Annotated in this window: 21 protein-coding genes and 2 pseudogenes; 10 read left to right on the forward strand and 13 right to left on the reverse strand. The window is 59.7% G+C overall.

Features of this window, described 5'->3' with window-relative positions:
* Positions 1–52 precede the first annotated feature (52 nt).
* From GIV35_RS02330 to GIV35_RS02375, 10 genes are all read right to left on the reverse strand, one after another.
* Positions 53–1,618, reverse strand: coding sequence for a SpoVR family protein (locus tag GIV35_RS02330; protein WP_003194736.1), 1,566 nt, complete (start codon positions 1,616–1,618; stop codon positions 53–55).
* Positions 1,615–2,886 (reverse strand): YeaH/YhbH family protein, encoded by a 1,272-nt coding sequence (locus tag GIV35_RS02335; protein WP_236264056.1) that lies wholly within the window; start codon positions 2,884–2,886, stop codon positions 1,615–1,617. The genes GIV35_RS02330 and GIV35_RS02335 overlap by 4 nt, the downstream gene beginning before the upstream one ends.
* 113 nt (positions 2,887–2,999) lie before the next feature.
* Positions 3,000–4,922, reverse strand: a complete 1,923-nt coding sequence (locus tag GIV35_RS02340) for a PrkA family serine protein kinase (protein WP_003194732.1) — start codon at positions 4,920–4,922, stop codon at positions 3,000–3,002.
* A gap of 285 nt (positions 4,923–5,207) precedes the next feature.
* Positions 5,208–5,537, reverse strand: coding sequence for a thiosulfate sulfurtransferase GlpE (gene glpE / locus GIV35_RS02345; RefSeq protein WP_034128825.1), 330 nt, complete (start codon positions 5,535–5,537; stop codon positions 5,208–5,210).
* 9 nt (positions 5,538–5,546) lie between these two features.
* Positions 5,547–6,398, reverse strand: a complete 852-nt coding sequence (locus tag GIV35_RS02350; RefSeq protein WP_236264054.1) for a symmetrical bis(5'-nucleosyl)-tetraphosphatase — start codon at positions 6,396–6,398, stop codon at positions 5,547–5,549.
* The gene (apaG, locus tag GIV35_RS02355) at positions 6,398–6,778 is read right to left on the reverse strand and encodes a Co2+/Mg2+ efflux protein ApaG (RefSeq protein ID WP_003194726.1); all 381 of its coding nucleotides are present in this window, start codon (positions 6,776–6,778) and stop codon (positions 6,398–6,400) included. The genes GIV35_RS02350 and apaG overlap by 1 nt, the downstream gene beginning before the upstream one ends.
* Before the next feature lie 232 nt (positions 6,779–7,010).
* Positions 7,011–7,823, reverse strand: a complete 813-nt coding sequence (rsmA, locus tag GIV35_RS02360) for a 16S rRNA (adenine(1518)-N(6)/adenine(1519)-N(6))-dimethyltransferase RsmA (protein ID WP_034128823.1) — start codon at positions 7,821–7,823, stop codon at positions 7,011–7,013.
* Positions 7,820–8,809 carry a 4-hydroxythreonine-4-phosphate dehydrogenase PdxA gene (gene pdxA, locus GIV35_RS02365; RefSeq protein WP_096144471.1) on the reverse strand — a complete coding sequence of 330 codons (990 nt, stop codon included), beginning with the start codon at positions 8,807–8,809 and terminating at the stop codon, positions 7,820–7,822. Before pdxA ends, rsmA begins: the two co-directional genes overlap by 4 nt.
* Positions 8,806–10,140, reverse strand: a complete 1,335-nt coding sequence (locus GIV35_RS02370; protein WP_136624693.1) for a peptidylprolyl isomerase — start codon at positions 10,138–10,140, stop codon at positions 8,806–8,808. Before GIV35_RS02370 ends, pdxA begins: the two co-directional genes overlap by 4 nt.
* Positions 10,121–12,922, reverse strand: a complete 2,802-nt coding sequence (locus GIV35_RS02375; protein WP_236264052.1) for an LPS-assembly protein LptD — start codon at positions 12,920–12,922, stop codon at positions 10,121–10,123. Before GIV35_RS02375 ends, GIV35_RS02370 begins: the two co-directional genes overlap by 20 nt.
* A 130-nt stretch (positions 12,923–13,052) precedes the next feature.
* Between GIV35_RS02375 and GIV35_RS02380 the strand changes: the two are divergent.
* Positions 13,053–13,766: pseudogene (locus GIV35_RS02380) on the forward strand (aminoglycoside phosphotransferase family protein); the annotation flags it as partial.
* Positions 13,767–13,799: 33 nt separating this feature from the next.
* Here GIV35_RS02380 and GIV35_RS27420 read toward each other — a convergent pair.
* Positions 13,800–13,892, reverse strand: a pseudogene (locus tag GIV35_RS27420) (hypothetical protein); the annotation flags it as partial.
* Between the two features lie 182 nt (positions 13,893–14,074).
* Here GIV35_RS27420 and murU point away from each other — a divergent pair.
* Both murU and GIV35_RS02390 read left to right on the forward strand, forming a co-directional pair.
* Positions 14,075–14,749, forward strand: coding sequence for an N-acetylmuramate alpha-1-phosphate uridylyltransferase MurU (gene murU / locus GIV35_RS02385; RefSeq protein ID WP_089041431.1), 675 nt, complete (start codon positions 14,075–14,077; stop codon positions 14,747–14,749).
* A 1-nt stretch (position 14,750) separates the two neighbouring features.
* Positions 14,751–15,518, forward strand: coding sequence for a TerB family tellurite resistance protein (locus GIV35_RS02390; protein WP_105228739.1), 768 nt, complete (start codon positions 14,751–14,753; stop codon positions 15,516–15,518).
* 76 nt (positions 15,519–15,594) lie between these two features.
* Here the strand turns inward: GIV35_RS02390 and GIV35_RS02395 are convergent, their stop codons facing one another.
* Positions 15,595–16,569, reverse strand: coding sequence for an alpha/beta hydrolase family protein (locus tag GIV35_RS02395; RefSeq protein WP_105228738.1), 975 nt, complete (start codon positions 16,567–16,569; stop codon positions 15,595–15,597).
* 213 nt (positions 16,570–16,782) lie between these two features.
* On the opposite strand from GIV35_RS02395, the gene GIV35_RS02400 reads away from it, so the two are divergent.
* From GIV35_RS02400 to trpE, 4 genes are all read left to right on the forward strand, one after another.
* A complete protein-coding gene (locus GIV35_RS02400; RefSeq protein WP_032895048.1) occupies positions 16,783–17,931 on the forward strand; it encodes an iron-containing alcohol dehydrogenase in 1,149 nt (382 codons plus the stop codon).
* A gap of 84 nt (positions 17,932–18,015) precedes the next feature.
* A complete protein-coding gene (rpe, locus tag GIV35_RS02405) occupies positions 18,016–18,690 on the forward strand; it encodes a ribulose-phosphate 3-epimerase (protein ID WP_003194703.1) in 675 nt (224 codons plus the stop codon).
* Positions 18,687–19,505 (forward strand): phosphoglycolate phosphatase, encoded by an 819-nt coding sequence (locus tag GIV35_RS02410; RefSeq protein WP_034128815.1) that lies wholly within the window; start codon positions 18,687–18,689, stop codon positions 19,503–19,505. Before rpe ends, GIV35_RS02410 begins: the two co-directional genes overlap by 4 nt.
* 69 nt (positions 19,506–19,574) lie before the next feature.
* Complete coding sequence (gene trpE / locus GIV35_RS02415; protein WP_200649390.1) at positions 19,575–21,056, forward strand: anthranilate synthase component I; 1,482 nt, start codon at positions 19,575–19,577, stop codon at positions 21,054–21,056.
* A 121-nt stretch (positions 21,057–21,177) separates the two neighbouring features.
* On the opposite strand, the gene estP is transcribed toward trpE, so the two are convergent.
* The gene (estP, locus tag GIV35_RS02420) at positions 21,178–23,100 is read right to left on the reverse strand and encodes an esterase EstP (protein WP_236264050.1); all 1,923 of its coding nucleotides are present in this window, start codon (positions 23,098–23,100) and stop codon (positions 21,178–21,180) included.
* 411 nt (positions 23,101–23,511) lie between these two features.
* Here estP and GIV35_RS02425 point away from each other — a divergent pair, with 411 nt between their 5' ends.
* From GIV35_RS02425 to trpC, 3 genes are read left to right on the forward strand one after another with little or no spacing between them, the layout of a single operon-like run.
* Positions 23,512–24,105, forward strand: coding sequence for an aminodeoxychorismate/anthranilate synthase component II (locus GIV35_RS02425; RefSeq protein WP_032895052.1), 594 nt, complete (start codon positions 23,512–23,514; stop codon positions 24,103–24,105).
* Between the two features lie 9 nt (positions 24,106–24,114).
* Positions 24,115–25,164 (forward strand): anthranilate phosphoribosyltransferase, encoded by a 1,050-nt coding sequence (gene trpD / locus GIV35_RS02430; protein ID WP_003194694.1) that lies wholly within the window; start codon positions 24,115–24,117, stop codon positions 25,162–25,164.
* The gene (gene trpC / locus GIV35_RS02435; protein ID WP_034128811.1) at positions 25,161–25,997 is read left to right on the forward strand and encodes an indole-3-glycerol phosphate synthase TrpC; all 837 of its coding nucleotides are present in this window, start codon (positions 25,161–25,163) and stop codon (positions 25,995–25,997) included. The genes trpD and trpC overlap by 4 nt, the downstream gene beginning before the upstream one ends.
* Positions 25,998–26,038: the final 41 nt, after the last annotated feature.

The following is a 26,038-nucleotide window of genomic DNA, read 5'->3' on the forward strand; positions in this document are numbered from 1 at the left end:
CATTAGCGGCACAGGATAACGCCTGAGCCTGGCCAATGGAGGCTTTGCTGTCTCAGAGATGAACGACGGCCATGTCCAGGCGGCCGTAGTCGTTGTCGTTATGATCGCTGCGCGGTGGCACATGATGGGTTTTCATCACTTGGTCGCCCTGCAGGGTTTCCAGATGAATATCAAAGCCCCAGAGCCGATGCAGATGCTTGAGCACTTCCTCAGTGGATTCGCCCAAGGGTTTGCGGTCGTGCTGCTGGTGACGCAAGGTCAGCGAACGGTCGCCACGCACATCAATGCTGTAGATCTGCACGTTAGGTTCGCGGTTACCGAGGTTGTATTGCGCGGCCAGGGTTTCGCGAATGATGCGGTAGCCGGGTTCGTCGTGGATGGCGGGTACGACCAGATCGTCCTTGAGGTCGTCGTCCAGGATACTGAACAGCTTGAGGTCGCGGATCACCTGGGGCGACAGGTACTGCAGGATGAAACTCTCATCCTTGAAGCTGCTCATGGCGAACTTGATGGTCGATAGCCAGTCGCTGCCGGCGATTTCCGGGAACCAGCGGCGGTCTTCCTCGGTGGGGTGCTCGCACATGCGGCGGATATCGCGGTACATGGCAAAACCCAGTGCATAGGGGTTGATGCCGTTGTAATACGGGCTGTCGAAGCCTGGCTGGAAGACCACGCTGGTATGGGACGTGAGGAACTCCATCATAAAGCCGTCAGTGACCAAGCCCTCGTCGTACAGGTCGTTCATCAGGGTGTAATGCCAGAAGGTTGCCCAGCCCTCGTTCATCACCTGGGTTTGACGCTGTGGATAAAAATATTGCGCGATCTTGCGCACGATGCGCACGATTTCACGCTGCCAGGGCTCCAGCAGCGGTGCGTGTTTTTCCAGGAAATACAGGATGTTTTCCTGAGGTTCGGCGGGGAAGCGTGCATTGTCTTTGTCGCTGTTCTTGTCGGCGCGCTTGGGGATGGTGCGCCACAGGTCGTTGATCTGTTTCTGCAGGTGTTCCTCGCGTTCCTTCTGGCGCAGGCGCTCCTCTTCGGCGGAAATCGGATAGGGACGTTTATAGCGGTCAACACCGTAATTCATCAGCGCATGGCAGGAGTCCAACAGGTCTTCTACCGCATCGATACCGTGGCGCTCCTCGCACTGCATGATGTATTGCTTGGCGAACACCAGGTAATCAATGATCGAACTGGCATCGGTCCAGGTTCGAAACAGGTAGTTGCCCTTGAAGAAACTGTTATGCCCATAGCAGGCATGGGCCACTACCAGCGCCTGCATGCAGATGGTGTTTTCTTCCATCAGGTACGCGATGCACGGGTCGGAGTTGATCACGATCTCGTAGGCCAGGCCCATCTGGCCGCGTGTGTAGGACTTCTCGGTACTGAGGAAGTGTTTCCCGTAGGACCAATGGTGATAGCCCAGGGGCATGCCCACCGAGGCATAGGCATCCATCATCTGTTCAGCGGTGATGACTTCTATCTGGTTGGGATAAGTGTCCAGGGCATAACCCGCCGCGATACGGCTGATTTCCCGGTCATAGGCCTGGATCAGTTCGAAGGTCCACTCGGAGCCAGTGGAAATGGGTTGGCGCTTGTTCTCTTTTTTGGCGGTCATGTCACTAACCTGCGCTGGAAGAGTTCACGGAAGACCGGGTAGATATCGCCGGCCGAGACCAGTTGCTGCTGGGCGAACGTGTCGGCAAAGGCTTCTCCGATGCGCTCGTATTCGAACCACAGGGCCTGGTGCTCACGGGGGGTGATTTCGACGTAAGTGTAGTACTGCACGAACGGCATGATCTGGTTGATCAAAATGTCCCGGCAGATCGGCGAGTCGTCGTTCCAGTTATCGCCGTCGGAGGCTTGGGCGGCGTAGATGTTCCAATCGTTGGCGGGGTAGCGCTCGGCCATGATCTCCTGCATCAGCTTCAGTGCGCTGGAAACAATGGTGCCGCCAGTTTCCCGCGAGTAGAAAAACTCCTCTTCGTCCACTTCCCGGGCACTGGTGTGATGGCGGATGAACACTACGTCAATCTTGTCGTAGTTCCGTTTCAGGAACAGGTACAGCAGGATAAAGAAGCGCTTGGCGATGTCCTTGGTGGCCTGGGTCATGGAGCCGGAAACGTCCATCAGGCAGAACATCACAGCCTTGGAGCTGGGGTTGGGTTGCTTGACCAGCAGGTTGTATTTCAAGTCAAAGGTATCGAGGAACGGCACGCGGTGGATGCGCGCGCTGAGTTTTTCGATTTCCGCCTCTATTTCCTGGATATCGCCGAAGTTGTCCGGTTCTTCGCGCTTCAAGCGTGCCAACTCTTCCTTGGCCAGCTTGAGTTTGGCGCGGCTGCTGCCGGACAGGGCGATACGCCGTGCATGGGCTGAGCGCAGGGTGCGGATGATGTTGATGCGCGACGGGTTGCCCTCGTTGCTGATCCCTGCACGTACGGTCTTGAAGGTATCGGTGCCGGTCAGGTTGCGTTTGACCAGGTTGGGCAGTTCGAGGTCTTCGAACATGAATTCGAGGAATTCTTCCTGAGTGATCTGGAATACGAATTCATCCATGCCTTCGCCAGAGTTGCCGGCTTTGCCCGGGCCTTTGCCGCCGCCACCGCCTTGTGGGCGCTGGATATGTTCGCCGGTGGTGAATTCCTTGTTGCCGGGGTGCACCACGGTCTGTTTGCCGCCGCGGCCATGGTGAAGCACCGGTTCGTCGATGTCCCGTCCGGGAATGCTGATTTGTTCGCCATGCTCCATATCGGTGATGGAGCGGCGGCTGACGGCCTCTTCTACCGCCTTTTTGATGTGGTCACGGTAACGCCGCAGGAAACGCTGACGGTTTACCGTGCTCTTGTTCTTGCCATTGAGGCGTCGGTCGATCACATAGCTCATGGGGAGCCCTCCGGGCAGCTTCACGTTACAAGCTTCAAGCCGCGGGCTGGAAGCTTAGAGACAAGCGGTCAACTGCCAGGCCGGATGCCTGGCAGTGCGCGCTTGCCGCTGCCTTACTGCGATTTGCGAACCCGCAGGTACCACTCGGAGAGCAGTCGTACCTGTTTGTCGGTGTAGCCTCGCTCGACCATGCGTGTGACGAAGTCGTTGTGTTTTTGCTGATCCTCCTTGCTGGCCTTGGCGTTGAAGCTGATGACGGGCAGCAGGTCCTCGGTGTTGGAGAACATTTTCTTCTCGATGACCACCCGCAGCTTCTCGTAGCTGAGCCAAGTGGGGTTCTTGCCGTTGTTGTTGGCACGGGCGCGCAGTACGAAGTTGACGATTTCGTTGCGGAAATCCTTCGGATTGCTGATGCCGGCGGGTTTCTCGATTTTTTCCAGCTCTTCGTTGAGGGCCACGCGATTGAGGATTTCGCCGGTTTCCGGGTCGCGGTATTCCTGATCCTGGATCCAGAAATCGGCGTACAGGACGTAGCGGTCGAAGATGTTCTGGCCGTATTCGCTGTAGGACTCCAGGTAGGCGGTCTGGATTTCCTTGCCGATGAACTCAATGTAGCGCGGCGCCAGGTATTCCTTGAGGAAGCGCAGGTAGCGCTCACGGGTTTCGGCCTGGAACTGCTCTTGTTCAATCTGCTGTTCCAGCACGTAGAGCAAGTGCACCGGGTTGGCGGCAATCTCGTGGGGGTCGAAGTTGAAAACCTTGGACAAGATCTTGAACGCAAAGCGCGTCGACAGACCGTTCATGCCTTCGTCTACACCCGCCGTGTCACGGTATTCCTGGATCGACTTGGCCTTGGGATCGGTGTCCTTGAGGTTCTCGCCGTCATACACGCGCATTTTTGAGTAGATGTTCGAGTTCTCCGGCTCCTTGAGGCGCGACAGCACGGTGAACTGGGCAAGCATCTTCAGAGTGTCGGGCGCGCAATGGGCCTTGGCCAGGGAGCTGTTGAACAGCAGTTTGTCGTAGATTTTGATTTCGTCGCTGACCCGCAGGCAGTACGGCACCTTGACGATATAGATCCGGTCGATGAAGGCTTCGTTGTTCTTGTTGTTGCGGAAGGTATGCCATTCCGATTCGTTGGAGTGTGCCAGCAGGATCCCGGTAAACGGAATCGCTCCCAGGCCTTCGGTACTGTTGTAGTTACCTTCCTGGGTGGCGGTTAGCAGTGGGTGCAACACCTTGATCGGTGCCTTGAACATCTCTACAAATTCCATCAGGCCCTGGTTGGCCCGGCACAATGCGCCCGAATAGCTGTAGGCATCGGCGTCGTTCTGCGGGAATTCTTCCAGCTTGCGGATATCGACTTTGCCCACCAGTGCCGAAATGTCCTGGTTGTTTTCATCGCCGGGTTCGGTCTTGGCCACGCCGATCTGGTTGAGGATCGACGGGTAGAGTTTCACCACGCGGAACTGGCTGATATCACCGCCGAACTCGGCCAGGCGCTTGGTGGCCCAGGGCGACATGATGGTATTGAGGTAGCGCCGCGGGATACCGAAGTCTTCCTCGAGGATCGCGCCATCTTCCGTGGCGTTGAACAGGCCCAGGGGCGACTCGAAGACCGGCGAGCCCTTGATCGCATAGAAGGGCACCTTCTCGATCAATTGCTTGAGCTTTTCCGCCAGGGACGATTTGCCGCCGCCGACCGGGCCGAGCAAATAGAGAATCTGCTTCTTCTCTTCCAGACCTTGGGCGGCATGGCGGAAGTAGGAAACGATCTGGTCGATGCATTCTTCCATCCCATGGAAGTCTTCAAAGGCCGGATAGCGGCGGATCACCTTGTTGGAAAATATCCGCGACAGGCGCGAATTATTGGCGGTTTCCACCAGTTCTGGCTCGCCAATCGCCAGTAGCAGGCGTTCGGCGGCAGAGGCGTAGGTGCTGCGGTCCTGCTTGCACAGCTCGAGATACTCCTGAAGCGTGAGTTCTTCCTGCTGTGTGGACGCGAAGCGTTGTTGGAAGTGGCTAAAGATACTCATGACGTCGTCACCTCGCTCGATACGTGGAGCCGACGCCGGATCAATCAGTCGATGCTGGCAGTCATTGACGCACGCCAATGGCTGTTTTCCCCCCAGAACACCCTGAAACGTTACCGATGACCCGTACGCCGGTGTACCGGCTCTCCCCTGATTCGGATGGCCTGCGCTTAAGGATAGTTCGGAATCCGGGAGGTCAAGGCGCGATGCGCAATTAGTTTGGCTGCGCCGTTCGTCAGAAACGGCGCAAGCCCAAGCGTCACGCGGGGTAGCGGGGTGTGAAAAAAATTATTGCGAATCGCCTGAAGAAATTTCCGCAGGATAGGTCGTACGCCACAGCTCAAACCCGCCGTCCAGGCTATAGACGTCGGAGAAACCCTGGCTGATCAAGTACGCGGCTGCGCTCTGGCTGGAATTGCCGTGGTAGCAGGCGACGATCAACGGCGCATCGAGGTCGGCGGCGCGTATGAAGTCGGCGATGTTGACGTTGTCCAGATGCTGCGCGCCGCTGATGTGGGCGGCGGCGTAAGTAGGCTGGTCGCGGATGTCGACGACTACAGCACCTTGCTCGCGCAGGGCCTGGGCTTGTTCGGGGGGGATACGTTTGAATTCGGTCATGGCGGGCTCCTATGGCTTGGTGGCGGCCGGCTGGGTAATGGAAAGGGGGGATTCGCACTGGCAGTCGTGGCGCTCGCCCGTGTCGATGTTCATCAGGGTCATGGCACCGCCCCACACGCAACCGGTGTCGAGGGCGAACACGCCGGGCTCATCGCACTTGCCTTCCAGCGCGGCCCAATGACCAAAGATGATCTTCGTGTCACGGGTCTTGCGTTCCTTGTAGGCGAACCAGGGCTTATAGCCGGGGAGGGCGCTGTCGGCGCCTTCCTTGCTCTTGAGGTCCAGTTTGCCTTCGGCCGTGCAGAAGCGCATGCGTGTGAAATAGTTGGTGATCACTCGCAGGCGGGCGACGCCGGTGAGCTCGTTGTCCCACTTCACCGGGTCGTTGCCGTACATGCCGTCGAGGTAAGCGGTGTACAGGTTGTCATCGGCCAATGCACTTTCAACTTCGGCGGCGCACTTGAGAGCTTTTTTCAGCGTCCACTGCGGCGGGATACCGGCATGCACCAAGGCCATGTTGCGGTCCTCGTCGTAGTGCATGAGCTTTTGCCGGCGCAGCCAGTCGAGCAGTTGAGCGCGGTCCGGAGCTTCGAGAATTTCACGCAGGGTGTCGCCTTTTTTGAGGCGCTCGATGTTGTTGCCGGCCGCAAGCAAGTGCAGGTCATGGTTGCCCAGCACGCATACCAAAGAATCACGCAGGTTATAGAGGTAGCGCAGGGTTTCCAGAGACTGGGGGCCGCGGTTGACCAGGTCGCCCACCAACCACAAGCGATCATTTGCGGGGTCGAAGGCTACGCGCTCCAGCAGGCGCTTGAGAGGGGCCAGGCAGCCTTGCAGGTCGCCGACAGCGTACGTCGCCATCAGTGCAGGGCTCCTGGCACGGCCAGGCGGAATGGCTTGATGATTGCGTCGAACAGTTGGCCGTCAGTGGCCTTCATTTGATACGAGCCTTGCATGGTGCCGACCTTGGAGGTCATCACCGTGCCGCTGCTATAAGTGTGGCTGGCGCCGCTGTCGATCAACGGTTGCTGGCCGACAACGCCTGCCCCGCGCACTTCCTCGACCTGGCCGTCGCCATCGGTGATGACCCAGTGGCGCGACAGCAGCTTGGCCGGCACCAGCCCGTTGTTCTTCACTGTAATGGTGTAGGCAAAGGCGAAGCGGTTATGTTCGGGTTGCGATTGGTCCGCCAGGAAGCGGGTGACGACGCTGACGTCTATCTGATAGCGAGGATCGGACATGCAAGAGGCCTTAAAAGCGAAGGACAGCAGATGCGGGTCAGTCTAGGCCAAGAGGAGGGCGCTAGGCCAGACATGTGTCGGGCAGCCGGCAAGCGTTATCGGTATAACGCGGAGCAAATGTGGGAGCGGGCTTGCTCGCGAAGACGGTGCATCAGTTACACATTTGGTGACTGATACTGCGCATTCGCGAGCAAGCCCGCTCCCACATTGGATTGCATCGAGTTCTTACGGCCTATTCCACTACGGATGCAGGCTGGATGGCAAGCTGGTCAGCCAAGCGTACGAACGCGGCCAGGTCCAGTTGCTCGGGGCGCAGGCTTCCATCAACGCCGGCAGCTTCGATCTCGGCATTGCTCAGCAGGGCCTTGAGGGTGTTACGCAAGGTCTTGCGGCGCTGGTTGAACGCCTCCCGCACGACGCGTTCCAGCAGTTTGTGGTCCTTTGCCGGGTGCGGCAGCACGGCATGCGGCACCAGGCGTACGATGGCCGAATCGACCTTCGGCGGCGGGTTGAACGCGCCTGGACCGACGTTGAACAGGTGCTCCACGCGGCAGTGATACTGGACCATGATCGACAAACGACCCCAATCACCACCGCCAGGGCCTGCGGCCAGGCGCTCCACCACTTCCTTTTGCAGCATGAAGTGCATGTCGCGGATGATTCCGGCGTTGTTCAGCAGGTGGAAAATCAGCGGCGTGGAAATGTTGTACGGCAGGTTACCCACCACCCGCAGGCTGTTGGGCGCAGCGCCAAGGCTATTGAAGTCGAACTTCAGCGCGTCGCCCTGGTGCAGGTTGAAGTTGGCTTTGCCGGCGAACTGCTGGTTGAGGATCGGGATCAGGTCTTTGTCCAGTTCCACGACGTCCAGTTGCCCGCCGCTGGCCAGCAGGCCCTGGGTCAGCGCACCCTGGCCTGGGCCGATTTCCAGCAGGCGGTCTTCTGGCTTGGCGTGGATTGAGCGCAGGATGCGATCGATCACGCCAGCGTCGTGCAGGAAGTTCTGCCCGAAACGCTTGCGCGCCCGGTGTTGGTAATGCTCAGTCATATACGGGTCTCGGCCATCTGATAGGCGGTTTCCAGTGCCACGTGCAGGCTGCCGGTATCGATCTTGCCGCTGCCTGCGAGGTCCAGGGCGGTGCCATGGTCGACGGAGGTGCGGATGATCGGCAGGCCCAGTGTCACGTTGACTGCGGCGCCGAAGCCTTTGTATTTCAGCACGGGCAGCCCCTGGTCGTGGTACATCGCCAGCACTGCATCGCAGTGCTCCAGATATTTGGGGGTGAACAGAGTGTCTGCAGGCAATGGACCGCGTAGGTCCATGCCTTCTTGGCGCAGGCGCTCTAGTGTTGGTTCAATGATGTCGATTTCTTCATGGCCCAAGTGGCCGCCTTCACCGGCGTGGGGGTTGAGCCCGCAGACCAGGATGCGCGGTTGGGCAATGCCGAATTTGTGTTGCAGGTCGCTGTGCAGGATGCGCGTGACACGCTCCACACGCTCGGCAGTGATGGCATCGGCGATTTCACGCAGCGGCAAGTGGGTGGTCACCAGCGCCACACGCAGGCCACGGGTGGCGAGCATCATCACCACTTGAGCGGTATGGGTCAGTTCCGCTAGGAATTCGGTATGGCCGGAAAAGGCGATGCCGGATTCGTTGATCACGCCTTTGTGCACCGGTGCGGTGATCATGCCGGCAAAGTCGCCGTCGATGCAGCCTTGGCCCGCACGGGTCAACGTCTGCAGCACGAATGCCGCGTTGGCCGTGTTCAACTGCCCGGCAACCACCTTGGCCTGTAGCGGGGTGTCCCACACATACAGGCTGTCGGCGGGGGCCGGCAGGTCGGGCCAGTTGCCTGGCGCCACGTCCAGCAGATTGACGGCCACACCCAGCTGCGCGGCCCGCTCAAGGAGCAGGTCGCGGCTGGTAATGGCAATCAGGGGGTGTGGCTGGGGTTGCGAGGCGAGCAGCAGGCACAGGTCTGGACCAATGCCGGCCGGCTCGCCGGGTGTCACTGCGAAACGCTGGGGTTTCACTGGGTTGCCTGGTCGGTGCCTGTTTGCTCGGCGCCTGGCAGCTTGTTCTCTACATAAGCTTCGTCACGGATCTGACGCAGCCAGGTTTGCAGCTCTTCGTCGTATTTGCGGTTACGCAGTACGGTCAGGGCTTGCTGCTCGCGAGCCTGGGTGGTGTTGTCCGTGGCGCGACGGCCAAGGACTTCCAGGACATGCCAACCGTATTGGGTCTTGAACGGCTTGGACAATACGCCTTGTGGCGTGTCGGCCATGACCTGCTGGAACTCGGGCACCAGTGCCCTCGGGTCGATCCAGTTCAGGTCGCCGCCGTTAAGGGCAGAGCCTGGGTCTTCCGAGAAACTTTTAGCCAGGGTGGCGAAGTCTTCACCGCTTTCAATGCGGTCATAGATCTTCTGGGCCAGTTCCTTGGTTTGTGCTTCGGTGCGGATTTCGCTCGGTTTGACCAGGATGTGACGAACATGAACTTCGTCTTTCAACGAGGTTTCGCCGCCGCGACGTTCCAGTAGCTTGAGGATGATGAAACCACCCGGGGTGCGGGCTGGCTGGGTGATGCCGCCGACTTCCATGGCGCTCAATTCGCGATCAAACGGAGGCGGCAATTGAGCGGCTTTACGCCAGCCCATGTCACCGCCTTCGAGGGCGTTATCGCTGCCGGACTGAGCAATGGCCATCTGGGCAAAATCTGCACCCGCTTTCAGGCGCTCGTAGATCGCCTGGGTTTTAGCGGCGGCGGCATTGAGCTGCTCCGAGTTGGCTCCGTCCGGGGTTGGAATCAGGATATTGGCCAAGTGCAACTCTTCGGAGAGCTGCATCTTGCCCAGGTCCGAAGCCAGGAAGTTCTTCACTTCCTGCTCGGACACCTGAACCCGTTCGGCCACACGGCGCTGGCGCACACGGCTAATGATCATTTCGCGCTTGATCTGGTCACGGGCGTCCTCATAGGACAGGCCATCGTGGGCCAGGGCGGCGCGGAACTGATCAATGCTCATGTTGTTGCGTTGAGCAATGGTGCCAACAGCCTGGTTCAGTTCTTCGTCCGAAATACGGATGCCGGAACGTTCGCCAATCTGCAGTTGCAGGTTTTCGACGATCAGGCGTTCCAGTACCTGAGATTCCAGGACGCTGGTCGGTGGCACACCACCGCCACGTTTGGCGATGGTCTGCTGAACTTCCTTGACCCGTTGGTCCAGCTGGCTCTGCATGATCACGTCGTTATCGACGATGGCCGCTACTTTATCCAGCTGCTGAACCGCGGCGTGTGCCGAAACAGTACCCAGGAACAGCGCGCCCAGCACTAGCGGGCGCAAACACTCAGAAAGCTTTGTCTTCACGTTCACGATAACCTTCAATGCCTTTGTCGAGGAAGCTCTCTACCTTGGCGCCGGTCAGGCCGCCGAGTCCTTTGAGGACGATCTGGAAGAAGAGCCCGTGGTCACCCTTTTCGTTTTGAGGGGCGATCTGGCTGTACTCGTCGTTGGAAACCCAGTAACGGTTGATGACGCGCAGTTTCCAGCAGCAGTTGTCGTACTCGAAACCACCGAAGGCTTCCAGGGTGCGGTTGCGAGCATAGTCATACTGCCAGCGGGTGATCAGGTTCCACTGCGGAACGATCGGCCACATCATCGAGAAGTCGTGTTGCTGGATTTTGTAGTAATCCTTCACAAAGTTCGGATCACCTTCTTGGCCGAAGTCACCACCGAACTGCCATTTCCCGGTCAACTGGTTGTAGACCACTTGGTCGTTGCGATAGCGGTAGCCGAGGTTGACCACCTTGTTCGGGTTGTCTTCCGGCTGGTAGTGGAACATTGCGCTGCCGGAGCGAGGGCTATGGCTGTCGGTATCCCAGTTGTAGTCGGCAGTCGCGCGCCAGTCGCGGTTGAAGCGGAACTCGTATTCCAATGCGATTGGAGAAACATTGGAGTGCGCATCATCGCGCGTCTTGGCATCAACGCCCGGCAATTGAACTTCACGGTCCTTGAAGTACACCGCTTGACCGATGGATGCACGCTGGCGTTCGAAGCCATTTTCTTCGATCCAACGGCTGGTAAGACCAAACGACAGTTTATTCTCGTCGCCAATACGGTCGGAACCACTGAAGCGGTTATCCCGGAATAGGGAGGAGTAGCTGAAAGAGTTTTCGCTGGTGTCGAAAACCGGAATGTCACTTTGGTCTTTGTTCGGCACATAGAGGTAGAACGCACGAGGTTCGAGGGTCTGGTTATAGTCTTTGCCGAACCAATTGGTCGTGCGGTCGAAGTACAGGCCGCTGTCGATGCTGGCAATAGGCACCGAGCGATCTTGCGAGCTGTTAAATGTCTGGCCAGCTAGGGCCATTTGGTCCTTGCCTTTACCATCTAGATCCAAGTCATATTTGGTATAGACGTACTTCAGCTTCGGCGTGATAAAACCGTAGCTCCAGTTCATCGGGTACGAGACGGCTGGCGCAACGTTCAGACGGGTACCGTTTGCACGGGTCAGACCTGTCACGTTTTCATCCAGGCGTCTCTCACCAATGGTGCCATCAGCATTAAACGGGCCACCATCTTGGTCGCGAACTCTACCGCTGCGCAGGTCACGATCAAACCTGACTGCTTCGGTCTCATAGGAGAAGTTCAGCCCTGCCGGTTGAAACGGGAGGGTACCGTTAAAGGTAATTTGCGGTAGTCGATCATACGGGGTGATCTGGGAAATCGTCGCCAGCTGGTACGACTGCAAGTTCACGGCAGCCTGGTAGCTGTCGCCACGGTAACTCACGGTACCCTGCTGGTTCAGGAAGTCCTGGCTCTGAACGCCTTCCTGAAAGGACTTCAAATCCTGGAAGTAGAACGGATCACTGATCTTGGTGTAATCGACCTGGGTCGTCAGGCGCGAATCCAACCCACCCCTATGCTGCCAATTGAGCATATAACGGGTTTTCTCGGAGTCGGTCTGCTTGCTTCGTTCGTCATTATCGTCGTTGAGATACGCCCCACCAAACTGCCCTTCACTCGACTTGGTCAGATAGCGGAATTCGCCCTCCATCAACAAGCCGCGCTTGGTCATGTACTGCGGGTACAACGTGGCATCGTAGTTCGGTGCCAGGTTGAAGTAGTACGGCGTTACCAATGTAAAGCCAGTCTCGCTGCCGGTGCTGAAACTCGGCGGCAGGAAACCGGATTGACGACGGTCGTCGATCGGGAAGTAGATGTACGGGGTGTACAGGATCGGGATGTTCTTGACCCGCAACGTCGCGTTGGTCGCGGTACCGAAACCGGTGGCCGGGTTCAACGTGATGTTGTTGCCCTTGAGCTGCCAGGCGTTGCTGTCCGGCTCGCAGGTAGTGTACGTACCGTCCTTGAGACGGATGATCGCGTTTTCTGCACGCTTGGCGTACAGCGCGTTACCGCGGATGCGTGACTTGTGCATCACGTATTCGGCGTTGTCGATCTGGGCGGCACCGGTGTCGAGCTGGACCTGGGCATGGTCACCCACGATCAGGGCGCCGTTGTCGCGCAGGCGCACCTTGCCGTTCAGCTCGCCACGGTTCTCGGCCTGGTACAGGCTGGCTTCGTCCGACTCCAGCTGCATGCTGCCCTGGCGCATGACCACGTCACCGGCCAGGGTAGCGACCTGCTGCTCCTGCTCGTAACGAGAGGCCTTGGCGCCGATGAAGGTCGGCGCATCGCTCTTGTTCGTCTTGTCGTTCATGCCAGGACGAGTCGGCTCAATGTAGGCGCCGCCGCAGTAAGGGCCGGTTTCGGCCAACTGTGCTGCGGTCAGCTTGTCGCGAGGTACCCAGTCCAGGTGGCTGTAGTCGGCACTGCGCGAACGCAGGCCACGGCCCTTGGCTTCGGTGACCAGCATGGTCTTGGGCTCGGCGTCGACGCTGCCGCCAGCTTTGCCTTGCGGCGTGCTGTTGGCCGAGCTGACGGCAGCACCGTCATGCACCGGGCGCGGTGGCAATGGGGCGGCGGCGGTCTTCGGCGCGCAATCCCAGGCACCCGAAGCAGAGACTGAGCAGTCATACTGTTCCGCGGCGACCACGAATGAGGTGGCGAAAGGTTGCAAGGCCAGCAGACTGCCGGTTACCAGCAACGGAAATTTTCTACGAAACGCGGGGGATTTCAATGCCATCTTATTAGTCCGGGCTTCCTGCGTGCCATCTGCCCGCGGTTTGGGCCGCACGCCTCTCGATGGTCTGAAAAAGATGCGTGATAATAAAGCATGCCCCGCTTGACGGCTAGCGCCGTCGGAGACCCTTGTAATGCCCGAGCAAGATCTACGTTTACAACAGCTGGAAGTCTGGCTGGATGAGCAGTTGCCGATCCTCTTCAACGCTCAGGACTGGGGCCCCGTGCCCCCGGCCACATTGACCGCGGCCAGCAGCGACGCGAGTTTCAGGCGTTATTTCCGATGGGAGGGCGGTGCCCATACGTTCGTCGTCATGGACGCGCCACCCCCCCAGGAAAACTGCAAACCTTTCGTCGATATTGCGCATTTGCTGGCGAAATCTGGAATAAATGTGCCAAAAATTTATGCAGAAGATTTGCCCCGAGGCTTTCTTTTGCTCAATGACCTGGGCAGAAAAACCTATCTGGACGTGATTGACGGTGAAAATGCCGATCAATTATTTGCCGATGCCATCGACGCGCTGCTGGCTTTCCAGCAATTGCCGATGGATGCGCCGTTGCCCAGCTATGACGTAGCCTTATTGCGTCGCGAGCTGGAACTGTTCCCGGAATGGTACGTGCGTCGTCACCTGGGCATCGACCTCGACCCTGAGCAACAAGCCCTCTGGCAACGTGCCAGCCAGCAGTTGATCGACAGCGCCCTGGCCCAGCCCAAGGTATTGGTGCACCGCGACTACATGCCGCGCAACCTGATGATCAGTGAGCCAAGCCCAGGCGTGCTGGATTTCCAGGACGCGGTCTACGGCCCGGTGACCTATGACATTACCTGCCTGTTCAAGGATGCCTTCCTCAGTTGGCCCCAGGCCCGCGTTCGTGAATGGCAGCGCGGCTATTGGCAGCGCGCCGGGCAACTGGGGATTCCCGTACAGGACGACTTTGAAGAGTTCCTGCGTGCCAGCGACCTGATGGGCGTGCAGCGTCACCTCAAGGTTATCGGCATTTTTTCGCGTATCTGCCACCGCGACGGCAAGCCACGCTACCTGGCCGACGTGCCGCGTTTCTTTGCTTATATAGACGCGGTGCTTGCCGACCGACCTGAGTTGAGTGACCTGGGCGAATTGCTCGCCAGCCTGCGCGAACCTGCCGAGGCCAGCGTATGAAGGCGATGATCCTGGCGGCGGGCAAGGGCGAGCGCATGCGCCCGCTCACCCTGCATACGCCCAAACCGCTCGTGCAAGCCGGCGGCAAGCGGCTGATCGAGTATCACCTTGAAGCCTTGGCGAAGGCCGGCTTTACCGAGATCGTGATCAACCACGCCTGGCTCGGCGAGCAGATCGAAAGCTACCTGGGCGACGGTGCCCAGTTCGGTCTGCGCATCCGCTACTCCCCGGAGGGTGAGCCGCTGGAAACGGGAGGCGGTATATTCCAGGCGTTGCCGCTGTTGGGCGACGAACCGTTTCTGGTGGTCAATGGCGATATCTGGACTGACTACGATTTCACCCAGCTCAAGCAGCCGATCCGGGGCCTGGCGCACTTGGTGATGGTCGACAACCCTGCGCACCACCCGTCGGGCGGGGATTTCTACCTGGATCACGGTGTGCTTCATGATGCCGCGCCCGGTGCCGATAACCTGACCTTCAGTGGCATTTCAGTGCTCGACCCCAAGTTGTTCGCGGGTTGCAGCGCCGGTGCCTTCAAGCTGGCCCCGCTGTTGCGCGAGGCCATGGCCAAAGGTCTGGTAACGGGGGAGCACATGGCGGGACGCTGGGTGGACGTGGGGACGCTGGAGCGACTGGCGCAGGTCGAAACCTTGCTGACAAAGGGACGCTAGGATGTTGTGGCCAGGGACGCTGATCGGCGCCGGGGCTGGCTTTGCCATTGCCAGTATTCCGGGGGCATTGTTGGGGGCATTGCTGGGGCAGGCCTTGGATCGTCGCTTGCAATTGCACAGTTGGGCGCAGTTACGTGAACGCCTGGGTGGGCGTCCGGCCTTGCGCAACGACGAACTGTTGTTCGTGCTGCTGGGACGCCTGGCCAAAAGTAATGGCCGGGTTGTCGACGGGCATATCCAGCAAGCACGCCAGGAAATGCGCGCACTGGACATGAGTGAGCCGGCCCAGCGCCGTGCGATCAGCGCCTTCAACCGTGGCAAGTCCGGCAGCGACCGGGTACGCAGTTACCTGCGGGTGCTCAAGACGCAGCCCCATGCGGCGGAAGGCGTGCTGCGCGCCTGTTGGCGCATGGCGTGGGCGGACGGTCGTGCGGATGCTGCCGAGCGCGACCTGATCGACCAGTGGGGCAAGTGGCTGGGCTGGACGTCGCAGCAGCTGCAGGCATTGGCGACCGATTACGCGCCGGAGCGCAAGCCGGTGGCCAATCGTGGGGGGGCCTACCAGGAGGCGATGCGTATCCTGGGGGTGACGGCAACCACTGAGCCTTCGCTGATCAAGCGCGCCTACCGCCGCCTGCTCAGCCGTCACCATCCGGACAAGATCGCCGGCACGGGTGCCAGCCCCGCGCAAGTGCGAGAGGCGACTGAACGAACCCGTGAATTGCATAACGCTTATGCGTTGATTCGTGAGCGGCGCGATTTTCGCTGAGGCTATCGCCACTCAACTCTATGTGGCAGTGGCAAGCCCTAATTGTAGGAGCGATGTTGCCCCCGATAGCGGAGTGTCAGTCTGCGCCGCCCTGTGGGCTCAACCAGCCGCGAACCCTGCGATACAGCTGCTCCTGCTCTGCCGCGCTATTGCCGGGCAGCGCGGTGAGCGATACCTGTTTATAGCTGTCATTCTTCGAGCGCTTGGCCGCCTGGAGTCGTTCCTGGGCGTTTTTGCGTTCCAGGGCGCCTTCTTGATAGAACACGTCCGCCGTGGGTACCTTCAAGGCCGGCGCCAGTTGCTGCAGGTCCGGTTGGCGAGCTGCGGGCGTCTTGCCGGCCACCATCACCAACCTCTGCACCTGGGAGGGTTGTTTCTCGCTCAGGTAGCGTGCCGCCCACCAGGCCCCGGTGCCATGGCCGAGCAACACCACGCTGCGGGCACTTTGTGTCTGGGCGAAGGCGACGGCGGCGTCGATGCGGTCGAAGATGCGCTTGGCGTCGGTCTTGTCCTGTTCATCCGCCCCCGGCACCACCGCCGGGTCAGTGCCTTCGGCCTCAGCGCTGGCGGCCTGTTCGACCGGCTTGGCAGCGGTACTGCCTTCCTTGCTGCTGGTATCGACTACGGCTTCAGGCGGTTCGATGACCCGTGGCGGCAGGGTGTCCACACTGACGTCAGGCAATGACAGGCTGAGGGTGCCCCAGGCGGCGCCCGGCAACTTGCGCCGCAGAGGCGCAATTGCTTGCGGCCAGTCTGCGGTTTCCCCAGCGCCTGGTACGAGGATCACCACCCCTTCAGCTTCGGCGCTGTTGGCCGGTTTCCACAGCGCCAGGAACGAATCGCTACCAGCCTGCAATTGCTGTTGCTCCTGCTGCGGAACCTGCCGTTCGAGCGCACTGGCTTCTTGTTGGCTACGCTCGGGCAGTGGCTGGCGTTCAGCCGGTTTTTCGACGGCAGGCGAGGGTGCATCCTCGGCCTGAACAGGCAAGACGCTGGTAAACAGGAGTGACAGGCACAGTGCTGGCAGTGCCGAACGGTGAAGAAAAAGCATCGTTGATTCCCGGCCAGAAGTGATTCCAGCAGCCTAATGGGTTGGTCGGTATTTGTCAGGGGTATGAGGCGCGGTTCTCATTACCAACAGGTTATCGGCGGTTTGTTAGCAGCCTTGATGAGCGCGGCGCGGCCATTCAGCCAATGAATGGCAGACAACACGCCAGGTGCGGCTATTCTTGTGCCAGCCCATCATTCATAAGAGGCCGCGCACATGAGTACTTCCTCATTCAAGATCGCCCACAAACTGCTGACCGGCGCAGGTGCCATCGAACAACTGGCTGCCGAACTCACGCGTCTGGATGTGGATAATCCGTTGATCGTCACCGACGCCGCGCTGGTCCAGTCCGGTACCGTAGCGCTGGCCCTGGAGCATCTGGGTGATCGAGCCTACGAAATCTTCGACCGTGTGCTGCCCGATCCGGAAATTGCCATCGTCGAAGACTGCATGCGTGCGTACCGCGAAGGCGGGCATGACGGCCTGATCGGTGTGGGCGGCGGCAGTGCCATCGACATCGCCAAGAGCGTGGCGGCCTATGCCGGTTATCACGGCGCGCTGGCGGACTTGTTTGGCGTCGATCAGGTACCGCGCAAAGGCCCGCCGTTGATCGCCATCCCCACCACGGCCGGCACCGGCTCGGAGGTGACCAATGTAGCGATACTGTCCGACAAGGCCGCACAGCTGAAAAAAGGCATCGTCAGCGATTACTTGCTGCCGGACGTTGCGTTGATCAGCCCGCAAATGACCTTGACCTGCCCGCGCGGTGTCACGGCCGCCAGTGGTGTGGACGCCTTGGTGCACGCCATCGAGTCCTACCTGTCGCTGAATGCCTCGCCGATTACCGACGCCCTGGCCATCGGTGCGATCAAATTGATTGCCAGCGCGTTGCCCAAGGCTTACGCCAATCCGGCGAACCTGCAGGCCCGTGACGACATGGCCACCGCCAGCCTGATGGCCGGCATGGCCTTTGGCAACGCTGGCGTCGGTGCCGTGCATGCGCTGGCTTACCCGTTGGGTGGGCGCTTCAACATTGCCCATGGCGTAAGCAACGCGCTGTTGTTGCCGTATGTGATGCACTGGAACAAGTTGGCCTGCGTCGAGCGTATGCAGGACATTGCCCAGGCCATGGGCGTCAATATCGCCGGGCTGAGTGTGAATGACGCTGCCGACCAGGCTGTAGAGGCGATGACGCGGCTATGTGCGGCAGTGGAGATCCCGTCCGGCCTGCGCAGTTTCGGCGTGCCCGAGGACGCCATCCCGGCCATGGCCAGCGAAGCTGCAGGCATTGAGCGCTTGATGCGCAACAACCCGCGCAAGCTCAGCGCCGCCGATATCGAAAAAATCTACCGGGCAGCTTACTAACCGTTGAGATAGGTCACGGTGCGCGCAGCAAAGCATGAGGTATACAATGCGCGCCATCGTGATTTAGCTCAAAAAAGGTGCGTCATGCAGCCCTTCGTCATTGCTCCATCGATTCTCTCTGCCGACTTCGCCCGCCTGGGTGAGGAAGTGGACAAGGTGTTGGCCGCCGGTGCCGACTTCGTGCACTTCGATGTCATGGACAACCACTACGTACCCAACCTGACCATCGGCCCGATGGTGTGCGCCGCGTTGCGCAAGTACGGCATCACTGCGCCGATTGATGCGCACCTGATGGTCAGCCCGGTGGACCGTATTGTCGGTGACTTCATCGAGGCGGGTGCGACTTACATCACCTTCCACCCGGAAGCTACGTTGCACGTTGACCGCACCTTGCAACTGATCCGCGAAGGCGGCTGCAAGGCGGGCCTGGTATTCAACCCGGCTACTCCGCTGAGCGTGCTTGAGTATGTGATGGACAAGGTCGACATGGTCTTGCTGATGAGCGTCAACCCAGGCTTCGGCGGGCAGAAGTTCATCCCTGGCACCTTGAACAAGCTGCGTGAGGCCCGTGCGCTGATCGATGCGTCGGGGCGTGACATTCGCCTGGAGATCGACGGCGGGGTCAACGTCAACAATATTCGTGAGATCGCCGCAGCAGGTGCCGATACCTTCGTGGCTGGCTCGGCGATCTTCAACGCCCCCGACTACCAGGCCGTCATCGACAAGATGCGTGCCGAACTGGCGCTGGCGCGTCCATGAGCGGTTTTGAGCAGTTGTTCCCCGGCAAATTGCCACGGCTGGTGATGTTCGATCTGGACGGTACCTTGATCGACTCGGTGCCTGACCTGGCGGCCGCGGTGGACCAGATGCTGCTCAAGCTGGGGCGCAAGCCGGCAGGGGTCGAGTCGGTGCGCGAATGGGTTGGCAATGGCGCACCGATGTTGGTGCGCCGGGCCCTGGCCAACGACATCGATGCCACGGGTGTGGATGAGGTAGAGGCAGAACATGCCTTGGAACTGTTCAATGCCGCTTATGAAAGCAGCCACGAACTGACCGTGGTTTACCCCGGTGTGCGCGACACCCTCAAGTGGTTGAGCAAGCAGGGCGTGGAAATGGCCCTGATCACCAACAAGCCGGAGCGCTTCGTTGCGCCGTTGTTGGACCAGATGAAAATCGGTCGCTACTTCCGCTGGATCATCGGCGGCGATACCTTGCCGCAGAAAAAACCCGACCCTGCGGCGCTGTTTTTCGTAATGAAAATGGCCAATATTCCGGCATCTCAGTCGCTGTTTGTCGGCGATTCGCGCAGTGATGTGCTGGCGGCCAAGGCGGCGGGCGTGCAGTGTGTGGCCTTGAGTTATGGTTACAACCATGGCCGGCCGATTGCGGAGGAGTCCCCCGCACTGGTGATTGATGACCTGCGACTGCTAATCCCCGGTTGCTTGGGCGCTGGCGCTGAGATAACGTTGCCCGACATTGATTCGTCCCCTTCTGGAAATTCCATCGTGGTGGTCACTCGCAAACTCTGGATGAAAGTCATCAAGGCCCTGGCCCGCTGGCGTTGGCGCGCCTGACTGATCCTGGCCGCGTTTGCGGCACGTTTGCCTACCTGACTGTTTGACCCTCACACCACGAGGCACCTCATGACCCGCGAAGAATTCCTGCGTTTGGCCGCTGCCGGCTATAACCGTATCCCCATGGCTTGCGAAACCCTGGCCGACTTCGATACGCCACTGTCGATCTACTTGAAGCTGGCCGACGAGCCCAACTCCTACCTGCTCGAGTCGGTACAGGGCGGTGAGAAGTGGGGGCGTTACTCGATCATTGGCCTGCCATGCCGCACGGTGCTGCGGGTACACGACCATCATGTGAGCATCACCCATGATGGCGTGGAGATCGAAAGTCATGACGTAGAAGATCCGCTGGCTTTTGTCGAAACCTTCAAGGCGCGCTACAACGTGCCGACCATCGCTGGCCTGCCGCGCTTCAATGGCGGCCTGGTGGGGTACTTCGGCTATGACTGCGTTCGTTATGTGGAGAAGCGCTTGGGCAAATGCCCGAACCCGGACCCGCTGGGCGTACCGGACATTTTGCTGATGGTGTCCGACGCGGTGGTGGTGTTCGACAACCTCGCCGGCAAGATGCATGCGATTGTCCTTGCCGACCCGGCCCAGGCTGATGCCTTCGAACAAGGCCAGGCCAACCTGGAAGCGCTGCTTGAGAAACTCCGCCAGCCGATCACCCCGCGTCGCGGCCTGGACCTCAGCCGCCCACCGGCGGCCGACCCGGTGTTCCGCTCAAGCTTTACCCAGGATGACTACGAGCGTGCCGTCGATACCATCAAGGAATACATCCTCGCCGGTGATTGTATGCAAGTGGTGCCGTCGCAACGCATGTCCATCGACTTCAAGGCGGCGCCGATTGACCTGTACCGCGCACTGCGTTGCTTCAACCCGACGCCGTATATGTACTTTTTCAATTTTGGCGACTTCCACGTCGTGGGCAGTTCGCCGGAAGTGCTGGTGCGGGTTGAAGACAACCTGATCACCGTGCGCCCGATTGCCGGCACGCGCCCCCGTGGCGCGACCGAAGAAGCCGACGTGGCGCTGGAAGAAGACCTGCTCAGCGACGACAAGGAAATCGCCGAACACCTGATGCTGATCGACCTGGGGCGCAACGACACCGGGCGTGTCTCGGAAATCGGCTCGGTGAAACTGACCGAGAAGATGGTCATCGAGCGGTATTCCAATGTGATGCATATCGTGTCCAACGTCACCGGCGAGCTGAAGGCCGGGCTGACGGCGATGGACGCACTGCGGGCGATTTTGCCGGCGGGCACATTGTCGGGGGCGCCGAAGATCCGTGCGATGGAAATCATCGACGAACTGGAGCCGGTCAAGCGTGGTGTCTACGGCGGCGCCGTCGGGTATTTTGCCTGGAACGGCAATATGGACACCGCCATTGCGATCCGCACGGCCGTGATCAAGGATGGCGAACTGCATGTGCAGGCTGGTGGTGGGATTGTGGCGGACTCGGTGCCGGCCCTTGAGTGGGAAGAAACCCTGAACAAGCGCCGAGCGATGTTCCGTGCCGTGGCATTGGCAGAGCAAGCTCCACGAGACTGAAGCTGGAATAAAAAATGTGGGAGCGGGCTTGCTCGCGAATACAGAGTGTCAGTCGATACATGTGTGACTGATACACCGTATTCGCGAGCAAGCCCGCTCCCACATTTGTTTTGCGCAGTATTTAGAAATCCAGACTGACCCCGACATTGATGCCTTGCTGGGTCAAATTGTCATCCTTCCTCAGGTTATACGCCGCGCGCAGTGCCAGGTCCTGAGTCAGCTTGTGGCTGACACCCAGGCTCAAGCGGTCAGAGTTACTGCGAGGCGTATACCCGTCCAGCTTGAAGTCGATTCCCTGGACGCTGTTGAGCGAAATGTTCACCTTCTGGGTGTCATTTTCAAACTCATGCTCGTGTGCCACTTCGCCAAAAACCTGGGTTTGCGGCGTGATGCGGTAGCTGCCTTGCAGGCCGGCGCCCAGGCGCTTGGAGTCGCGTTGTTGATCATCAAAGGTCAGAGCAGTGGAGCGGCTGTTTTTCTCCGAGTAACCATTGACTTCAACCCGCGCGTAATCGGCGCTGATGAACGGCGACAGGTGCCAGTCGCTGCCCGGTGTGGCGATGTCATACCCCACGCGGCCGCTCAGTGCCCAGAGCCAGCCATCGGTATCACCTTTCTCCGAGCCTTCACTGACACCCAGGGCGAACTTGCGCTTGAGGCTGTCGAAGTCCAGCTTGCCGCCGGTCAATGCGGCATCGGCCCACCAGTGATTTTGCTGATACTGAGCGAAAGCCGTGCCCATATAGCTGTTGAGCTTGTAGTCCGAATCATTGGCTCCGGCTTCGAGGGTCTGCCGATACAGGCCGGCGGCAACGCCCACGCGCCAGTTTTCATCGAGCCGGTAGCTGCCACCGATATTCAGGTTGTAGCCGCTGCCGTCGCCACTGGCCGAGCTGCTCTGATCATCGAAATCCAGGCGTTGGCCGCCGCCGGCCACTATGGCGCGCCATTGGCCGACGGCTTGCCAACTGCCGTTGTCTGCTTGCCATTGGTTACGCAGCTCGTCCTGGTGGGCGCGCAATGTGCCTTGGGCCATTTCCGGCAGCAAGGTCAGTTCCCACGGCGCGGCGAGTAGCGAATAGGCGTAGTCGGCAATCAAGCGTTGCCCGGCCACGGTAGGGTGGACCGAGTCGTTGTAGATCAGCTTGGTCGGGTCCGGATTGGTACCGCCGATGCCGTAGGTTGGGTTGGTGGTGCAACTGTTGCCGCTGAAGCAGGTGCCGGTCAGGTTCTGGCCGGTGGCGAGGCCGAAGCGGGCCGGATCGGCGAAAGCCTCGTTCAATAACAGCGGGATGTTCAGCGGAATAACCTGCGCATCCACTTGTGACAGGCGCTGTACCAGGGACTGGTTGAAAATATTGCTCAGGGCCGAGGTCGCTGCTTGCTGTGGGGTGCCGTTGATGGCCGGCGTCAGCCCCAGGTCGGGTAGCATCCAGACCATGATGTAGCGTGCGCCGGCCTGTTGCAGAGCCTGGGCGCTGTCCGCCAGTCGCCCACCTGCGGCGACCGCTTGAGCGGGGCTGAGTACCCGGCCTTGGAGGAAGTCGTTGCCCCCACCGGAAAGGAAGTAGAGCGCGTTCGGGTCAGCTCTCCCACCATTGGCCGGCAAATAGCCCTGCCGGCTGCGCAACACGGTGCCACCGCCGGCATTGCCGGGGGGAATCGCAGCATCGGAGACTGAGGTAATAGAGTCGAGGATATTGTCGGTACGGTAGCCACCCACTGCCCAGTTGTTCCCGTCTGGCAAACCTTGGGCTGCGCGAACCGGTGAGGTGGAGGCATTCAGGTCGTTGGGGGCTACCCCCAATTTGGCACCCAATAGGGTTGAGGAGACCAGGCCGTATTCACCCTGGAAGTTCGCCCCGGTTCGGTTGGTAAAGCGCAACGTGGCACCGGCCGAACCGTCGGGAAACTGGCCTGCATCAGCCAGGCTGTCGCCGAAAACCACCATGGTTGAATAAGGTGACGGGGCTGCGAACGCCTGGGCGCAGGCCAATGACAGGAGGCAGCCGGCAAGGGGCGTGAAAAACGCTGGTCTGAGCATGCAAGATTCCATTCGGTTGTTTTTATGTTGGAAGTGAAACACTAGCAAAATTTCTAGCATTTTCTGTAGGGATATGTGGAATCTGCCTACGTTGGCCCCCGTATTTGCGGCTCCATATTGCACCGCTGGCGAGCCTACGTTACTGTGCCTGAACGTATGAATGAGACCCTCCCCGTGTTGATCATCAGCAAACTCTTGATGCGAGTAGTCAAGGCACACGCCCGTTGGCGTTGGCGCGCCTGACATTTTTCTCTGCCGGCCTGGCCGGACCTGTACCGATTTGCCTTCTTCACCCGTTGCCTGACGCCCCTTGCCAACTCACCCTGGCAACCGGAACGTGCGTCTGGCAGCGGGTCACACTCTTGGAAGGCGGTCATTTGAAATCAGTGAATTCAAGAGGTTTGAACCCACATGTTGCTGATGATTGATAACTACGACTCCTTTACCTACAACGTTGTGCAGTACCTGGGCGAGCTGGGTGCCGAGGTCAAGGTGGTGCGCAACGATGAACTCACTGTTGCCGAAATCGCCGCGTTGAACCCCGAGCGCATCGTCGTCTCACCTGGCCCGTGCACGCCGACCGAGGCGGGCATCTCTCTGGAAGCTATCCAGTATTTCGCCGGCAAGCTGCCGATCTTGGGTGTCTGCCTGGGCCACCAGTCCATCGGCCAGGCGTTTGGCGGTGACGTGGTGCGCGCGCGGGAGGTCATGCACGGCAAGACCAGCCCGGTGTTCCATCGTGACCTGGGCGTGTTCCACGGCCTGAACCTGCCGGTGACCGTGACCCGTTACCACTCACTGGTGGTCAAGCGTGAAACCTTGCCCGAATGCCTGGAACTGACCGCCTGGACCCAATTGGAAGACGGCTCGGTCGACGAGATCATGGGCTTGCGTCACAAGACGCTGAACATCGAAGGGGTGCAATTTCACCCTGAATCAATCCTGACCGAGCAGGGCTACGAGCTGTTCGCCAACTTTCTCAAGCAGAGCGGCGGCACGCGCTAAGGACTTTTCATGGATATCAAGACTGCCCTGAGCCGTATCGTCGGCCATCTGGACCTTAGCACCGCGGAAATGAGCGATGTGATGCGCGAGATCATGACCGGCCAATGCACCGATGCCCAGATCGGCGCCTTTATGATGGCGATGCGCATGAAGAGCGAAAGCATCGACGAAATAGTCGGTGCGGTGTCGGTGATGCGTGAGCTGGCGGACAAGGTCGAGCTCAAGACTCTCGACGGCGTCGTCGATGTGGTGGGCACCGGCGGTGACGGTGCGAATATTTTCAACGTGTCGACCGCCTCATCTTTTGTGGTGGCCGCCGCTGGTTGCACCGTCGCCAAGCACGGTAACCGTGCAGTGTCTGGCAAGAGCGGCAGTGCCGACTTGCTGGAAGCGGCCGGTATTTACCTGAACCTCACGCCGGTGCAAGTAGCGCGCTGCATTGACAGCGTTGGTATCGGCTTCATGTTTGCCCAGTCCCATCATGGCGCAATGAAACACGCTGCCGGCCCGCGTAAGGACCTTGGCTTGCGTACCCTGTTCAACATGCTCGGCCCGCTTACGAATCCGGCCGGTGTGAAGCACCAGGTGGTAGGCGTGTTCAGCCAGGCGCTGTGCCGGCCGCTGGCCGAAGTCTTGCAACGCCTGGGCAGCAAGCATGTGCTGGTGGTGCATTCCAAGGATGGCCTCGACGAATTCAGCCTGGCGGCGCCGACCTTCGTGGCGGAGCTGAAGAACGACGAGGTCACCGAATATTGGGTCGAGCCCGAAGACCTGGGTATGAAAAGCCAGAGCTTGCACGGCCTGGCGGTGGAAAGCCCGGCAGCTTCGTTGGAATTGATTCGTGATGCCCTGGGGCGTCGCAAGACCGAAAACGGTCAGAAAGCTGCGGAAATGATTGTGCTCAATGCTGGCGCAGCCCTTTACGCCGCCGACCATGCCTATAGTCTCAAGGAAGGTGTCGCCTTGGCCCACGATGCGCTGCACACCGGCCTGGCTCGTGAGAAGCTCGAAGAGCTGGGAGCATTCACCGCCGTATTCAAGATGGAGAATGAAGGATGAGTGTGCCAACTGTTCTGGAAAAGATCCTGGCCCGCAAGGCTGAAGAAGTGGCCGAGCGCCGCGCCCGGGTGAGCCTGGCCGAGTTGGAAGCGCAGGCGAAAAGCGCCGAGGCACCACGCGGCTTTGCCAATGCCTTGATCGCCCAGGCCAAGCTCAAGCAGCCGGCCGTGATCGCCGAGGTCAAGAAAGCCTCGCCGAGCAAAGGCGTGATTCGCGAACACTTCGTACCCGCTGAGATCGCCGTCAGTTACGAGAAGGGTGGGGCAACCTGCTTGTCTGTGCTGACGGATATTGACTACTTCCAGGGTTCCGACCCGTTCCTGCAACAGGCGCGCGCTGCGTGCAAGCTGCCGGTGATCCGCAAGGATTTCATGGTCGACCCGTACCAAATCGTCGAAGCTCGTGCCTTGGGTGCCGACTGCGTGTTGCTGATTGTCTCGGCATTGGATGACGTGAAGATGGCCGAGCTGGCGGCCGTGGCCAAAAGCGTCGGCCTGGACGTGTTGGTCGAAGTGCATGACGGCGACGAGCTGGAGCGCGCATTGAAGACCCTCGATACTCCGCTGGTGGGCGTCAACAACCGTAACCTGCATACCTTCGACGTCAGCCTGGAAACTACCCTCGACCTGCTGCCGCGTATTCCGCGCGATCGCTTGGTGATTACCGAGAGTGGCATCGTCAATCGCGCCGATGTGGAATTGATGGAAATCAGTGGTGTGTACTCGTTCCTGGTGGGCGAGACCTTTATGCGCGCCGAGAACCCGGGGGCGGAGCTGCAGCGTTTGTTCTTCCCGGAGCGCGGTACGACGATCAGCGGTTCGACACTAGACTGATTTGAAATACGCTCGGAACTGTAGGAGCTGGCTTGCCTGCG

This window comes from Pseudomonas sp. PA-1-6B (genome assembly GCF_021609545.1).
Taxonomy (GTDB): Bacteria; Pseudomonadota; Gammaproteobacteria; order Pseudomonadales; family Pseudomonadaceae; genus Aquipseudomonas; species Aquipseudomonas fluorescens_BV.

What these genes read in the sequence shown, in the direction of transcription:
- GIV35_RS02330 (WP_003194736.1), bottom strand. Translation starts at nt 1,618, where the DNA reads ATGACCGCCAAAAAAGAGAACAAGCGCCAACCCATTTCCACTGGCTCC.
- GIV35_RS02335 (WP_236264056.1), bottom strand. Translation starts at nt 2,886, where the DNA reads ATGAGCTATGTGATCGACCGACGCCTCAATGGCAAGAACAAGAGCACG.
- GIV35_RS02340 (WP_003194732.1), bottom strand. Translation starts at nt 4,922, where the DNA reads ATGAGTATCTTTAGCCACTTCCAACAACGCTTCGCGTCCACACAGCAG.
- glpE (WP_034128825.1), bottom strand. Translation starts at nt 5,537, where the DNA reads ATGACCGAATTCAAACGTATCCCCCCCGAACAAGCCCAGGCCCTGCGC.
- GIV35_RS02350 (WP_236264054.1), bottom strand. Translation starts at nt 6,398, where the DNA reads ATGGCGACGTACGCTGTCGGCGACCTGCAAGGCTGCCTGGCCCCTCTC.
- apaG (WP_003194726.1), bottom strand. Translation starts at nt 6,778, where the DNA reads ATGTCCGATCCTCGCTATCAGATAGACGTCAGCGTCGTCACCCGCTTC.
- rsmA (WP_034128823.1), bottom strand. Translation starts at nt 7,823, where the DNA reads ATGACTGAGCATTACCAACACCGGGCGCGCAAGCGTTTCGGGCAGAAC.
- GIV35_RS02375 (WP_236264052.1), bottom strand. Translation starts at nt 12,922, where the DNA reads ATGGCATTGAAATCCCCCGCGTTTCGTAGAAAATTTCCGTTGCTGGTA.
- murU (WP_089041431.1), top strand. Translation starts at nt 14,075, where the DNA reads ATGAAGGCGATGATCCTGGCGGCGGGCAAGGGCGAGCGCATGCGCCCG.
- GIV35_RS02390 (WP_105228739.1), top strand. Translation starts at nt 14,751, where the DNA reads ATGTTGTGGCCAGGGACGCTGATCGGCGCCGGGGCTGGCTTTGCCATT.
- GIV35_RS02395 (WP_105228738.1), bottom strand. Translation starts at nt 16,569, where the DNA reads ATGCTTTTTCTTCACCGTTCGGCACTGCCAGCACTGTGCCTGTCACTC.
- GIV35_RS02400 (WP_032895048.1), top strand. Translation starts at nt 16,783, where the DNA reads ATGAGTACTTCCTCATTCAAGATCGCCCACAAACTGCTGACCGGCGCA.
- rpe (WP_003194703.1), top strand. Translation starts at nt 18,016, where the DNA reads ATGCAGCCCTTCGTCATTGCTCCATCGATTCTCTCTGCCGACTTCGCC.
- GIV35_RS02410 (WP_034128815.1), top strand. Translation starts at nt 18,687, where the DNA reads ATGAGCGGTTTTGAGCAGTTGTTCCCCGGCAAATTGCCACGGCTGGTG.
- trpE (WP_200649390.1), top strand. Translation starts at nt 19,575, where the DNA reads ATGACCCGCGAAGAATTCCTGCGTTTGGCCGCTGCCGGCTATAACCGT.
- estP (WP_236264050.1), bottom strand. Translation starts at nt 23,100, where the DNA reads ATGCTCAGACCAGCGTTTTTCACGCCCCTTGCCGGCTGCCTCCTGTCA.
- GIV35_RS02425 (WP_032895052.1), top strand. Translation starts at nt 23,512, where the DNA reads ATGTTGCTGATGATTGATAACTACGACTCCTTTACCTACAACGTTGTG.
- trpD (WP_003194694.1), top strand. Translation starts at nt 24,115, where the DNA reads ATGGATATCAAGACTGCCCTGAGCCGTATCGTCGGCCATCTGGACCTT.
- trpC (WP_034128811.1), top strand. Translation starts at nt 25,161, where the DNA reads ATGAGTGTGCCAACTGTTCTGGAAAAGATCCTGGCCCGCAAGGCTGAA.